Raw genomic sequence first — 13,595 nt, forward strand, 5'->3', positions numbered from 1 at the left:
TTGAGAAATCGTCAAAACCGAAGTTACTCGCCCTCCTATCCTGCTAGCAAGCACCCATGCCCAGCTGCATCAACGCCAGCCCGCCCTGATGCCAGCCCCACCACGACAGGGCCAGCAGCAAGGCGCAGACAGCGACAACAGCGATCCGCGGCCAGAGACTGTTCATATCGCACTCATCTGGGTTTGCAGGCGCGCCACCGGCTGCTCACGCACCGGCCAGTTCAGGGCTGCAGCCAACAAACTTAAGAGAATCGCCACTTGCCAGATCAAGTCATAGCTCCCGGTTCGGTCGTACACCACCCCGCCCAACCAGCCGCCGAGGAACGATCCGAGCTGGTGAAACAGGAAAACAATCCCACCGAGCATGGACAGATTTCGCACGCCGAACAAGGTCGCGACGGTGCCGTTGGTCAAGGGCACGGTCGACAGCCACAGGAAGCCCATCGTCATGCCAAACAGGTAAGCGGTGGTCGTCGTGACGGGCGCCCACAGGAACAACCCGATCACCACTGCCCGCAGTAGATACAGGCCAGTAAGCAAACGTGGCTTGGACATCCGTCCGCCAAGCCAGCCCGCCGTGTAGGTACCGAAAATATTGAACAGCCCGATCAGCGCCAGCACCGTCGTACCGACGCTCGCCGGGAGGTGCTGATCCACCAGATAAGCCGGCAAGTGCACGCCGATGAATACCACCTGGAAACCGCAAACAAAAAAGCCAAACGCCAGCAACCAGAATCCCGAATGGGAACAGGCCTCGCGCAGGGCTTCGGACAGCGTTTGCTCATGACCGAACACCGGTAGCGGCTTGTCCTTGAGCATGCTCACCAGCGGCACGATCAGTGCCACCAACAAGCCCAAGACCAGCAATGCCGCTGACCAGCCCAGCCAGCCGATCAACCCCAGCGTACCGGGCAACATGGCGAACTGGCCGAAAGAGCCGGCAGCGCTGGCAATACCCATGCCCATGCTGCGTTTCTCCGGCGGCACTGCGCGGCCGACCACGCCAAGGATCACCGAGAACGAGGTGCCGGACAGACCGATGCCGATCAACAGGCCGGCACTCAGGGACAAGGTCACGGCGGAATCCGACAGGCCCATGAACACCAGGCCCAATGCATAAAAGACACCGCCGACCAACACCACTTTCGCGGCGCCAAAGCGGTCAGCCAGCGCGCCGGTGAATGGCTGCGCCAGGCCCCAGATCAGGTTCTGCAAGGCAATGGCGAAGGCAAACGTCTCACGCCCCCAGCCGAACTCGGCACTCATCGGTGCCAGAAACAGCCCGAAGCCGTGTCTTACGCCCAAGGACAACGCGAGAATCAGCGCACTCCCCAACAAAACCCAACCACACGTACGCCACATCGATGTCATTCTTATTCCCCGGTAGCGGGTATATACCCGCTTAAGATCGGAAAAACCGGCATCACGCCAGTTCGTCCAGCAGTCGCAGCAAGGTTTCGCGTTTCTCGGCACCCAGACGGTCAATCAACCGCTGTTGCGCCGCTTCCCAGGCTGGCAAGGCGGCTTTCAGGCGCTCAGTACCCGCCTCGGTGAGCATGACGATGCGGTTACGCATGTCTTCGCCCTCAACCAGCATCAGCAGGCCTTCGCCTTCCAGCACCCGCAGATTGCGCCCCAAGGTGCTGCGATCCAGCCCCATGGCCTCGGCCAACGTGGAAATACTCGGTTTATCCAGACGCTGCAGATTACACAGCAGAGAATACTGGGCAACGTTGATCCCGAAGCCGTCGAGAGCGCCGTCGTAATGCCTGCTGACGCCACGGGCGGCGCGACGCAGGTTGATGCATAAACATTGGGAGTCGAGCATGGTGCGTGTATATACCCGCGGTTGTGTTAAATCAAGTTTCAGAGGGATTTTAACCAGAGACTGGAAGTGTCTGGTAGGTCGCCTTCGCGAGCAGGCTCGCTCCCACAAGGGATCGGCGTTGTACACAAATTCTATATTCACTGGAGATCAAAATGTGGGAGCGAGCCTGCTCGCGAAGAGGCCAGCACATTCGCTACATAAGTATCAGGCCAACGCCAACCCCACCAGCACCGCAACCTCCAGCAATTCCAGCAACGCCCCCGCCGTATCGCCCGTCGTGCCCCCCAATCGGCGCAGCATCACGTGCCGCAGCCAGACAAACACCAACGCCGCCAGCACCACTGCCAATACGCCGCTGAGGCCGGCAATCAAAACGCAAGCCAACGCACTCACCGCCAACACCTGCTTGCCCGCCAGACGTGGCAGATGATCGGCCAGCGCTTGCCCCAAGCCGCCGGCGCGCACATAAGGCGTGGCCAGGAACAACCCCAGCATCGCGCTGCGCCCGATCAACGGGACAATGATCAGGACAACGGCGTGTTGCTGCTCGATCAATGCCAGCAACGCGGCGAATTTGAGCAGCAACACCAGCACCAGCGTCACGACCGCGATCGGCCCGCTGCGCGGGTCCTTCATGATCGTCAACGTGCGCTCGCGGTCGCCAAATCCACCGAGCCACGCATCGGCGCTATCAGCCAGGCCATCCAGGTGCAAAGCACCGCTAAGCAATACCCAAACCGTCAGCAACAGCGCTGCGTGAAGCAACAACGGGGTGCCGAGCAACAACCCGTTGAACGCCCACAAAATCCCGCCGAACAGCAGGCCAACCAGCGGATAAAACAGCAGCGACCGCCCCAACTCCTGTGGTTCCGGCATGCCCGGCAGACGAATCGGCAGGCTGCTCAAAAATTGCAGGGCGATCCAGAACGGCAACATGGTCAGATCGCTTCCTTTAACAACAGGCCGGATTCGACCGTCAGCGAAAACAACGCGCCATGCCCGACTTCGACGTTGAGCAACTGCTCACGAGGCAATCCCCGCGCCTGAGCCAGCAACAAGCGCATCACCCCGCCGTGACTGATCAGCAACACCTGCTCGCCCGCGTAGGCGGCTTGCAAGCGCTCAACGGCCGCCAACACTCGCGTCGAAAAGCCCACCACCGGCTCACCCTGAGGCGGCGTAAACGAATAAGGATCAGCCCAGAACAATCCCAACGCCTCGGCATCGGTTTCCATCAACGCGGCGGCGCTCTGCCCTTCCCAGGCGCCGAAGTGCAGCTCCTGGAGGTCTTTATCCAACAGCACCGGCAAACCCAACTGTGCGCCGAGTTCTTCGGCGAACCGCGCGCACCGCTGCAACGGCGAGCTGACCAATCGATCCCAAGGCCCCTGCTCGACCACCGCCGCGCGCATCTGCGCCCAGCCTTTTTCAGTCAGCGCATCGTCAAGGCTGCCGCGCAAACCGCCGCCGAGTTCCGTTTCACCGTGGCGCAACAGGTCCAGGCGCAAGGTCATGCCGGACGATCCGCCACGGCAGCCTCGGCGAAGGTCGCCATCTGCCCGTGAAGGTCGCAGGCCAGACGCAGCAACGGCACAGCCAACGCGGCGCCACTGCCCTCGCCCAGACGCAGGCCGAGGTCCAGCAGCGGTTCGGCGTTCAGGGTTTCCAGTACATGACGATGACCCGGCTCGGCGCCGCGATGACCGAACAACAGCCACTGACGGCATTCAGGATTCAAGCGCACCGCCACCAACGCCGCGACGCTGCAAATAAAACCGTCCACCAGCACCGCGACGCCTGCCTGAGCACACGCCAGATACGCGCCGACCAGTGCCGCGATTTCAAAACCGCCGAGGTTGAACAGCGTTTGCAGCGCATCGCCACGCTGAGCGCTGTGCAATGCCAAAGCGCGCTCGATAACCTGGGCTTTATGACTCACACCCGCCGCGTTCAGACCCGTACCCGGCCCGGCCAGATGCACCACCGGGCAATCGAGCAAGGCACAGGCCAACGCGCTGGCCGCGGTAGTGTTGCCGATGCCCATCTCGCCACCGATAAACAACTGCGCACCCGCCGCGATGGCGCGCTGCACGCTGTCGCGGCCGGCCTGCAAAGCGAGTTCGCCCTGAGCCGGGGTCATCGCCGCCCCCTCGACGAAATTCGCCGTGCCCGGGCCGATGTTCAAGTGACGCACGCCCGGCAAATTCAACGACGGCGTCACCGTGCCGAGGTCGACGACTTCCAGGGAGGCCCCGAGTTGCCGCGCCAACACGCTGATCGCCGCCCCGCCGCTGACGAAGTTGTGCAGCATCTGCCCGGTGACTTCCTGGGGAAATGCCGACACCCCTTCAGCGACCACGCCATGGTCACCGGCAAAAATCGCGATCCACAGCTGATCCAGTCTCGGCTTGACCTGCCCCTGCAGCCCGGCCAATTGCACGGCCACCGACTCAAGCCGACCGAGGGAGCCGGCCGGTTTGGTCAGTTGTTGTTGACGGGCCTGCGCCTGCTCGACCGCTTGAGCATCGATCGGCTTGCAGGGGTTCAGCCACCAGGATTGAGTCATAACGCAGTTCCTTTCAAAGTCAGGGGCAGACCGGCGACGGTCAGGACGACGCGCTGGCAGCGCTCGGCCAACGCTTGATGCAGCCAACCGGCTTCATCGACATAGCGGCGAGTCAATTCGCCCAGCGGTACGACACCCATTCCGGTCTCGTTGCTGACAAAAATAATTTCACCCGGCAACGACGCCAGGCAGTCCAACAGCGCATCACGCTCGGCCGACAGACGCTCGGTGTCGTCGAGCATCAGCAGATTGGTCATCCACAACGTCAGGCAATCCACCAGCAGGCAACGATCGGCACTGGCGGTTTCGCGCAGGGTGCGAGCGAGTTGCAGAGGTTCTTCGATCAACGCCCATTCGGCCGGACGACGGGCGCGGTGATGGGCCACCCGCTCGTTCATTTCACCGTCGAGGGGTTGGCTGGTGGCGATGTACGTCACTGCCAGACCGCTGTCGGAGGCGAGTTTTTCAGCCAGACGGCTTTTACCGGAACGGGCGCCGCCGAGGATCAGTTGCAGCATGTTCATAACCTTTTAATTGGCGGTGTGGCGACGGGCCTCATCGCGAGCAAGCTCGCTCCCACAAGGATCGAGGTTGTTTACAGATTTTTGATCCATACACGGAACCTGTGGGAGCGAGCCTGCTCGCGAAGAGGCCGGCACAGCCACCTCAAATCCCACAGAGCTCACGCAGCAGTGAAGTGTCCAAATGCTTCTCCACCAGATCCGCCAGCCGCTCGATATCGCGCTCACGCAACGCGTGATAATCCACTTCCTGCACAGCCTGCAAACCTGCCCAGCGCAACAGCGCACTGCACGCCGCCGGCGATTCAAACAGCCCATGCAGATAGGTGCCGAATATCTGCCCGTCCACACTTTGCGCACCATCGCAGCGACCGTCATCCAGCTGCACCGCGGCGTTTTCCAGCGCCGGTCCGGTGGTCACGCCGGCATGAATTTCATAGCCGCTGACCGGCGCGTCTTCGAGCGCCAGACGCCCGCGCACATTGCGCAATTGCTTCTCTTCTTCGAGCTGGGTTTCGAACGCCAGCAAGCCCAAACCGGCGCTGGAACCCGGTGCGCCTTCGAGGCCCAGCGGGTCGTGTACCTGCTCGCCGAGCATTTGCAGACCACCGCAAATGCCCAGCACTTTGCCGCCATAACGCAGATGACGACTGATCGCGGTGTCCCAGCCATTGGCGCGCAGATACGCCAGGTCGCTGCGCACGCTTTTCGAGCCAGGGAGAATAATCAGGTCGGCCGGTGGAATCGCCTGACCGGGGCCGACAAATTGCAGATCCACCTGCGGATGCAAGCGCAACGGATCGAAATCGGTGTGATTGCTGATGCGCGGCAGCACCGGCACCAGCACTTTCAGCACCTGGTCGGCCTTGTCGGTCTGACGCTGATCGATACCATCCTCGGCTTCCAGGTGCAGGTCCATCACGTAAGGCAGAACGCCGATCACCGGTTTGCCGGTGCGCGCTTCCAGCCAGTCCAGCCCCGGTTGCAGCAAAGCGATATCGCCGCGAAACCGGTTGATGATGAAGCCTTTGACCCGTGCCTGCTCGCTGGGCGACAGCAGTTCCAGCGTGCCCACCAGATGCGCAAAAACCCCGCCGCGATTGATGTCGGCGATCAGCACCACCGGACAATCCACCGCTTCGGCAAAACCCATGTTGGCGATGTCACCGGCACGCAGATTGATCTCGGCCGGCGAACCCGCGCCTTCAACCATGACCACTGGATAAGCCGCGCTCAGCCGTTCATGAGACGCCAGCACTGCTTGCATGGCGATGGCTTTGTAGTCGTGATACGCGACCGCGTTCATTGTGGTGACCGCGCGACCATGGATGATCACTTGGGCGCCGGTATCGCTGTTGGGCTTGAGCAGCACCGGGTTCATGTCGGTGTGCGGTTCGAGATGGGCGGCCTGAGCCTGCACCGCTTGCGCACGACCGATCTCGCCACCGTCGGCGGTCACGGCACTGTTGAGCGCCATGTTCTGTGGTTTGAACGGCACGACGCTCACACCCTGACGCGTGACCCAGCGGCACAACGCCGTCACCAGCGTGCTTTTACCGGCGTCGGACGTCGTGCCCTGCACCATCAACGTAGTCATTGGATGTCCTTGGAGAAAGCTTGCAGGGCTTGTTCGAGACGGGCGAAATCCGCGTCATCGGCGGGCAAGCCGAAACGCAGGCTGCTGGTGTGCGTGAACAACCGAAGCAGAATGCCGTGTCGGGCCATGAACTCATGCAGGGCTTCGGCGTGGTCGGTGATCAGCCATTGAAACAAGGCGCAGCCACCCTGGGGTTTGAAACCGTGGTGCTCAAGCAGTAGCGCCAGACGTTCACTGGCTTCATCAGCACGAACCCGTTGCCGGGCATGCCCTTCGGTATCCAGCAGGCAGGCCTGACCCAGCACCCGCGTCGGCCCGCTGACCGCCCACGGTCCCACTTGCTCGGCCAGCAACTTGAGCAACTTGCGCTCAGCCAGCACGAAGCCCAGGCGCACACCGGCCAGGCCGAAAAACTTGCCGAAGGAACGCAGCACGATCAACCCGACCTGATTGGCAAAAGGTGCCAGGCTCAGCTGCGGTGTGTTGTCCATGAACGCCTCGTCCACCACCAGCCAGCCACCACGCTGGGCCAGACGCGAATGCCAGTCGAGCAGCCGACTCGGTGTCAGGCTCAGGCCGGTAGGATTGTTCGGGTTGACCACCACCAGCACGTCGAGGCTGTCGAGAAAGAAGTCGACTTCCTGCTCCAGCACTTCACGCACGATGTAGCCATTACGGCGCCACGCTTCGGCGTGTTCGGCGTAACACGGCGAGAGCACGCCGACCTTGCCGGCCCGGCGCAAACGCGGCAGCAACTGGATCGCCATTTGCGAGCCGGCCACCGGCAGCACCTGAGCGGCGCCGTAATAATCACAGGCGGCCTGCTCCAGACCGTCATCGGTTTCCGGCAACCGCGCCCAGGCCCGCAACGGAATCTGCGGGACCGGAAACGGCCAGGGCGCGAGGCCGCTGGACAGGTCGAGCCAATCGGCGTCGGCGATACCGTAATCGAGCGCCGCCTTGCGTAACCGACCACCGTGCTCAAGCATAAAATTCAGCCCCCACGCAGAGGATCAGCAACCATAACCATACCCCGCGCTGGACCAATTGCCAGCCGCGGTCGATGGAGTCGGCGTCCGCCGGCACGCCTTCGCCTAGCTGCGGACGCTGATGCAGTTCACCGTGATAAATCGCCGCCCCGCCCAACTCGACACCGAGCGCACCGGCACCGGCCGCCATCACCGGACCGGCATTCGGGCTGTCCCAGGTCGGAGCTTGGGTACGCCAGCATTTCAGCGCCAGTCGGGTTTTTCCCAGCAGCGCGTAGGTCAATGCCACCAGGCGCGCAGGAATATAGTTGAGGACATCATCGATCTTTGCCGCGGCCCAGCCGAAACGCTCGAAGCGTTCATTGCGGTAACCCCACATCGCATCCAGCGTGTTGCTCAAACGGTAGAGCACCACACCAGGCGCACCGGCCACGGCAAACCAGAACAGCGCAGCGAATACCGCGTCGCTGCCATTCTCCAGGACAGATTCGGTCGCCGCGCGGGCGACTTCGGTTTTATCCAGTTCGCTGGTCTGGCGGCTGACCAGATAACTGACACGTTTGCGCGCCTCGTCCAAATCATCGCTGCGTAGCGCCTTGGCCACCGGCTCGACGTGTTCACCAAGGCTGCGCATGCCGAGGGCGCAATAGAGCACGAGAATCTCGACGATCCAGCCGACATAGGGCGCCCAGGAAAACGCCGTGGCCAACAGGGTCAGCGGCAACACCGCGATCACCCAGGCAGTGACGCCATGACTGCGCCAGCCGCGGCCACCGCCATTGAAACGTTGCTCGATGCGGTCGGCAAAACGGCCGAACGCCACCAGCGGATGCCAGCGTTTGGGTTCACCCAGCAGCGCATCCAGCGCAACCGCGGCGACACTCAACAACGCCACACTCATTGACTCACTCCCCAATAATTTTCATACAGCAACTCACTGAGCGGACGCGCCTGCGCCCAGCCTTCGAGTACCAGCATCGGCGCTGGATAGAATTCCTTGACCGGCCCCAGGCAAAGAACGGCCAAGGGCTTGGCTCCGGCCGGCAAACCCAACAGGTCCGCCAGGGCTTGCGGCTCGAACAGCGACACCCAGCCCATGCCCAATCCTTCAGCGCGGGAGGCCAGCCAGAGGTTCTGAATCGCGCAGGACAACGAGGCCATGTCCATTTCGGGCAAGGTGCGGCGGCCGAAGATATGACGCTCGCGATCGTCCATCAGCGCAGCGACCAGCACCTCGGCGCAGTCGTTGATGCCTTCGACTTTCAGCTTCATGAATTCGTCGGTGCGCTCGCCGAGGGCTTCGGCGGTACGGATGCGTTCTTCTTCCACCAGTAACTGGATCTTGCCGCGCAGGGCTCGATCGCTGATGCGGATGAACCGCCAGGGCTGCATCAGGCCGACACTCGGTGCCTGATGCGCGGCTTCGAGCAGGCGCCGCAGTAACGCGGGCTCGACGGTGCCACCGCTGAAGTGACGCATGTCGCGGCGTTCGCCGATGGCTCGGTAGACCGCCGCGCGTTCAGCCTCGGAAAATGCGTTGTCGGTCATGGCCTCTTCGCGAGCAAGCCCGCTCCCACAGTGGACCGCGTTTCTTCAGGCAAGCCACTTTCCAATGTGGGAGTGACGGTGCGACGATTCGACCTGCTCGCGATGGCGTCCTTATGGTCAGGCACAAACAGCGCGGCAATCGCCGATGGGTTAGACGGGAAATAAAAGTGCACATAAGAGGCGGTCATCCGCCCCTCACGATATACCGCTTCCGCCCCACGCCCACCGTTCGGGCTCAGACCACGAGCGATGGGCTCAAGCTCGGTGCTGGTCAGGGAATGGTGATAGGTGTGCCCGCGCAATGGACCTTCCGGCAACTCGACCGCCTGCAACGCCAACGCGGCCAGGCGCTTTTGCATCACCGCATCACCCGCCAGCAAGCCGACCAGTTGAGCGCGAGTGCCCTCAACATCGGTCAACGAATCGAGCAAATACAGCATGCCGCCGCACTCGGCCAACAACGGCTTGCCCGCCGCATGGTGAGCGCGGATGGCGGCCAGCATCGTGGTGTTCTGTGACAGCGCCACATGGTGCAATTCGGGATAACCACCGGGCAGATAAAGGCTGTCTGCCTCCGGCAATTGCGTGTCAAGGATCGGCGAGAAAAACGACAACTCGGCGCCCATGGCTCGCAGCAAATCCAGGCTGGCGCCGTAGGTGAAGGCAAACGCTTCGTCACGGGCCACGGCAATTCGAACGCCGGCCAACAGAGGCTCGACATCAATCACATCAGGCGCGGCGAATTCCACCGCCGGTGGCAGCGCGACCTCGCAACTGCTGGCCAGCGCATCGGCCGCTGCATCGAGGCGCAGGTCGAGATCGTTCAACTCACTGGCCTGAACCAACCCGAGATGCCGACTCGGCAATTCGATCCCGGTCTCCCGGGACAAGGCGCCGTACCAGCGCAAGCCTTCAGTCAGGCTGCCTTCGAGCAATTGCGCGTGACGCAGGGTGCCGACGCGGTTGGCCAGCACACCGGCAAACGGCAAGTCCGGCTGATAACGCGCCAGCCCCAGGGCCAGCGCACCAAAGGTCTGGGCCATGGCAGTGCCGTCGATCACACCGAGCACCGGCACGCCGAAGTGCCGCGCCAGATCAGCGCTGGACGGCGTACCGTCGAACAGTCCCATGACGCCTTCGATGAGGATCAGATCGGCTTCGCCGGCGGCCTCCCACAACAGTCGACGACTTTCCTGCTCGCCGACCATCCACATGTCCAGTTGATACACCGGCGCACCGCTGGCGCGCTCGAGAATCATCGGGTCGAGAAAGTCCGGGCCGCATTTGAACACGCGCACGTTGCGCCCCTGATTGCGATGCAAACGGGCCAGTGCGGCGGTGACGGTGGTCTTGCCCTGACCGGAGGCCGGCGCGGCAATCAACACCGCCGGGCAATGACGTGGCTGACTCACAATTCGACGCCTTTTTGCGCTTTGATCCCGGCCTGGAACGCGTGCTTGATCACGCCCATTTCGGTGACGGTGTCGGCCAGTTCGATCATCTCCGGCTTGGCGCCGCGACCGGTCACCACCACGTGCTGCATCGGCGGACGGGCCTGCAAGTCGCTGAGCACTTGATCGAGATCCAGATAACCGTGCTTGAGCGCGATGTTCAATTCATCCAGTACCACCAGCCCGATCGACGGATCACGCAGCAATTCGCGGGACACCGCCCACGCGGCTTCGGCGGCGGCGATGTCACGCTGGCGATCCTGGGTTTCCCAGGTGAAGCCCTCGCCCATCACATGAAAACGCACCTGCTCCGGGAAGCGCCGGAAGAACAGTTCTTCGCCGGTGCTGCTGCGCCCTTTAATGAACTGCACCACGCCACACTGCATGCCGTGGCCCATGGACCGGGCGAGCATGCCGAAGGCCGAGCTGCTTTTGCCTTTGCCGTTACCGGTCAGCACCAGCAGCAGGCCACATTCATTCGGGGAATTGGCGATGCGTTCGTCGATCACGGCTTTTTTGCGCAGCATGCGCGCCAGATGACGTTCGTCACGATCGGGGGTATCAGTCATGGGGGAGCTCTCCGTTGAGGCTGGATAACGGCGGGCAGGCACAAGAATAGACGGCAAGAAGCCTGGCATCGCCCACCGTGATGCCGCTGGATGGATCAGGCCGGTCTCCGGGCTCATGAGCGGCGATTTGCCTGACTGCGCGCCTTCCCATGTCGACAGTCGACACAGTGGCTCAAGGCGCAGCCTTCACTCATATACCGTTGCGGGGGCAGCGCCGGGATCATGGCTCTTCGTCACTTGAAGAGAATCACTCACCGGCTTCCCTGTTTCACTCTGTCGACCAAGGTCACAGAGCACCTGAAACAAGCCGCGAAGGTTAGAGGGTTGGGGATGGAGCGTCAATTGAAGACGGGCAGCCTGCGAGCGAATAACTGCCGTCGATCAATTATCTGACGCCAATCTTGTGCCACACTCCCAGCAGTGATATCAAAGAGCCACAACCTCACAACACAATAACAAGGGTGAGCCACATGCAAGGCATGATCATCAGCAATCCGAAGCTGGAATTCCTGCGCCCGGTGCTGGAACGCTGGTTTGACTGTATCGACCGCTACAACGCCGTGCGCGGCGATAACGACACGCCTTACTGGTTCGACGAAAAAGCCAACCTTAGCCTGCTGTCCGCCGCGGCCTGGATGGCGGAAATGGTCACACTGCAACAAACGCCGACCCGTAAACAGGTCGAAGAAGGCGAACGCAATGGCCGCGCCGATCTGTTTATCGCGACCAGCGAAGAACGCGCTTACCTTCAGGCGACCCAGCGCTGGCCACGCGTCAACAGCCTGAACCTGACTCAAGCATTGCAGGACATCACCAGCGATGCCAAACGCATCAGCTACGCCAGCGACCTGAAACTCGGCTGCCTGTTCGTTGCGCCGCAAAAAGCCCAGCAAAGCGCCACCCCGGAAGAACTCCAGGACATGGTCGACGACCTGCAAAAAGAACATAGCTGCGCGGTGGCCTGGTACTTCCCCTATCCCTATCGCAAGTTGCGCAACGAAGCCGGCAACTATCACCCCGGCATTGCCGTGCTGTTCAAGGAAGCCCGCGGCTGAGCGGTTGAACCATCGCGCACCTGCGCTTCTCTATTGATTAGGTCAATGCATTCATAGGGAAGATCAGCATGCGCAAGCCCCCGCTCGCTCTCGTCATCGTGCTCGCCGGAGGGCTTTCCGCCTGTGGTGAAACCTCCAGGCTGCAAGTCTCCGACGGCACCGGCCCGTCACCCAAGCTGCCAGAACCGAACAAAACCCTGATCCCGACGGTGAACATCGCCCCGGCAATTGGCTGGCCGGACGGCGCGAAGCCTATCGCCGCGACAGGGACTCAGGTGGCGGCTTTTGCCGAAGGCCTGGATCACCCGCGCTGGCTTTACGTGTTGCCCAACGGCGACGTGCTGGTCGCCGAAACCAATGCCCCCCCCAAACCCGATGACGGCAAAGGCATTCGTGGTTGGGTCATGGGCAAAGTCATGGGCCGTGCTGGCGCCAGCGTACCGAGCCCGAACCGCATCACGCTGCTGCGGGACAAGGACCACGACGGCATCGCCGAAACCCGCACGGTGTTCCTGGAAAACCTCAACTCGCCCTTCGGCATGACTCTGGTCGGCAATGACCTGTACGTCGCCGACACGGACCGGTTGCTGCGCTTCCACTATGAAAACGGCGAGACGACGATCAAATCGCAGCCGATGAAGGTGATCGACCTGCCGGGCGGTACGCTGAATCATCACTGGACCAAAAACGTCATCGCCAGCAAGGACGGTAGCAAGCTGTACGTCACGGTGGGCTCCAACAGCAACGTGGCCGAAAACGGCATGGACAAGGAAGAAGGTCGCGCGGCGATCTGGGAAGTGGATCGTGCCACCGGCAATCATCGAATCTTCGCCTCGGGGATTCGTAATCCAAACGGGCTGGCCTGGGAACCTCGGAGCGGCGCACTGTGGACAGCGGTCAACGAGCGTGACGAAATCGGCAGCGATCTTGTGCCGGATTACATCACTTCAGTGAAGGACGGCGGGTTCTACGGCTGGCCTTACAGTTATTACGGTCAGCACGTCGACATCCGCGTCGAGCCGCAAAACCCCGACCTGGTGGCCAAGGCCATCGCGCCGGACTACGCGGTCGGCCCGCATACCGCCTCGTTGGGCCTGACATTCGCTGAAGGCAACAGACTGTCGGCGCAATTCAAGGAAGGGGCATTCATCGGCCAGCATGGCTCATGGAACCGTAAACCGCACAGTGGCTACAAAGTGATTTTCGTACCGTTCAGCGCAGGGAAACCGATCGGGCAGCCGGTGGATGTGCTCACCGGTTTCCTCAATGACGAGGAAAAAGCCATGGGCCGGCCGGTGGGCGTGGTGATTGATCAGCAGGGTGATTTGTTGGTGGCCGATGACGTGGGCAACAAGGTGTGGCGTGTGTCGGCAGCCAAGTAAAAGTCAAAAGATCGCAGCCTGCGGCAGCTCCTACAGGGTGTACACCATCCACTGTAGGAGCTGCCGCAGGCTGCGATCTTTTTCAATAG

The 13,595-nt window shown here is 61.9% G+C and carries 15 protein-coding genes and 1 riboswitch; of the genes, 2 read left to right on the forward strand and 13 right to left on the reverse strand.

What is annotated here, in order from left to right; genetic code table 11:
* Positions 1-43: 43 nt before the first annotated feature.
* The 13 genes from EAH74_RS33630 to cobO all read right to left on the reverse strand — a co-directional run bounded on the left by EAH74_RS33630 (position 44) and on the right by cobO (position 11,069).
* Positions 44-166 (reverse strand): hypothetical protein, encoded by a 123-nt coding sequence (locus EAH74_RS33630; RefSeq protein WP_008148682.1) that lies wholly within the window; start codon positions 164-166, stop codon positions 44-46.
* Positions 163-1,371, reverse strand: coding sequence for an MFS transporter (locus EAH74_RS24980; RefSeq protein WP_140681837.1), 1,209 nt, complete (start codon positions 1,369-1,371; stop codon positions 163-165). Before EAH74_RS24980 ends, EAH74_RS33630 begins: the two co-directional genes overlap by 4 nt.
* A 52-nt stretch (positions 1,372-1,423) precedes the next feature.
* Complete coding sequence (locus tag EAH74_RS24985) at positions 1,424-1,828, reverse strand: MarR family winged helix-turn-helix transcriptional regulator (protein ID WP_056744044.1); 405 nt, start codon at positions 1,826-1,828, stop codon at positions 1,424-1,426.
* 204 nt (positions 1,829-2,032) lie between these two features.
* The gene (locus tag EAH74_RS24990) at positions 2,033-2,764 is read right to left on the reverse strand and encodes an adenosylcobinamide-GDP ribazoletransferase (protein WP_140681839.1); all 732 of its coding nucleotides are present in this window, start codon (positions 2,762-2,764) and stop codon (positions 2,033-2,035) included.
* A gap of 2 nt (positions 2,765-2,766) precedes the next feature.
* A complete protein-coding gene (gene cobC / locus EAH74_RS24995) occupies positions 2,767-3,342 on the reverse strand; it encodes an alpha-ribazole phosphatase family protein (protein WP_140681841.1) in 576 nt (191 codons plus the stop codon).
* A complete protein-coding gene (gene cobT / locus EAH74_RS25000; protein WP_140681843.1) occupies positions 3,339-4,394 on the reverse strand; it encodes a nicotinate-nucleotide--dimethylbenzimidazole phosphoribosyltransferase in 1,056 nt (351 codons plus the stop codon). The genes cobC and cobT overlap by 4 nt, the downstream gene beginning before the upstream one ends.
* On the reverse strand, positions 4,391-4,912 hold the full coding sequence (gene cobU, locus EAH74_RS25005) for a bifunctional adenosylcobinamide kinase/adenosylcobinamide-phosphate guanylyltransferase (protein WP_140681845.1): 522 nt from the start codon (positions 4,910-4,912) through the stop codon (positions 4,391-4,393). The genes cobT and cobU overlap by 4 nt, the downstream gene beginning before the upstream one ends.
* A 148-nt stretch (positions 4,913-5,060) precedes the next feature.
* A complete protein-coding gene (locus tag EAH74_RS25010) occupies positions 5,061-6,512 on the reverse strand; it encodes a cobyric acid synthase (RefSeq protein WP_140681847.1) in 1,452 nt (483 codons plus the stop codon).
* On the reverse strand, positions 6,509-7,501 hold the full coding sequence (cobD, locus tag EAH74_RS25015; RefSeq protein ID WP_140681849.1) for a threonine-phosphate decarboxylase CobD: 993 nt from the start codon (positions 7,499-7,501) through the stop codon (positions 6,509-6,511). Before cobD ends, EAH74_RS25010 begins: the two co-directional genes overlap by 4 nt.
* The gene (gene cbiB / locus EAH74_RS25020; RefSeq protein WP_140681851.1) at positions 7,494-8,402 is read right to left on the reverse strand and encodes an adenosylcobinamide-phosphate synthase CbiB; all 909 of its coding nucleotides are present in this window, start codon (positions 8,400-8,402) and stop codon (positions 7,494-7,496) included. Before cbiB ends, cobD begins: the two co-directional genes overlap by 8 nt.
* Complete coding sequence (gene bluB / locus EAH74_RS25025; RefSeq protein ID WP_140681853.1) at positions 8,399-9,049, reverse strand: 5,6-dimethylbenzimidazole synthase; 651 nt, start codon at positions 9,047-9,049, stop codon at positions 8,399-8,401. Before bluB ends, cbiB begins: the two co-directional genes overlap by 4 nt.
* On the reverse strand, positions 9,046-10,461 hold the full coding sequence (locus EAH74_RS25030) for a cobyrinate a,c-diamide synthase (protein ID WP_140681855.1): 1,416 nt from the start codon (positions 10,459-10,461) through the stop codon (positions 9,046-9,048). Before EAH74_RS25030 ends, bluB begins: the two co-directional genes overlap by 4 nt.
* A complete protein-coding gene (cobO, locus tag EAH74_RS25035; RefSeq protein WP_046048017.1) occupies positions 10,458-11,069 on the reverse strand; it encodes a cob(I)yrinic acid a,c-diamide adenosyltransferase in 612 nt (203 codons plus the stop codon). The genes EAH74_RS25030 and cobO overlap by 4 nt, the downstream gene beginning before the upstream one ends.
* A gap of 81 nt (positions 11,070-11,150) precedes the next feature.
* Positions 11,151-11,385, reverse strand: a riboswitch (cobalamin riboswitch).
* 154 nt (positions 11,386-11,539) lie between these two features.
* Here cobO and EAH74_RS25040 point away from each other — a divergent pair.
* Both EAH74_RS25040 and EAH74_RS25045 read left to right on the forward strand, forming a co-directional pair.
* Positions 11,540-12,124 carry a hypothetical protein gene (locus EAH74_RS25040; protein ID WP_140681857.1) on the forward strand — a complete coding sequence of 195 codons (585 nt, stop codon included), beginning with the start codon at positions 11,540-11,542 and terminating at the stop codon, positions 12,122-12,124.
* Between the two features lie 68 nt (positions 12,125-12,192).
* Positions 12,193-13,506, forward strand: a complete 1,314-nt coding sequence (locus EAH74_RS25045) for a PQQ-dependent sugar dehydrogenase (RefSeq protein ID WP_140681859.1) — start codon at positions 12,193-12,195, stop codon at positions 13,504-13,506.
* The last annotated feature ends 89 nt before the right edge of the window (positions 13,507-13,595 follow it).

Source organism: Pseudomonas mandelii (assembly GCF_006438925.1).
GTDB classification, from domain to species: domain Bacteria; phylum Pseudomonadota; class Gammaproteobacteria; order Pseudomonadales; family Pseudomonadaceae; genus Aquipseudomonas; species Aquipseudomonas mandelii_C.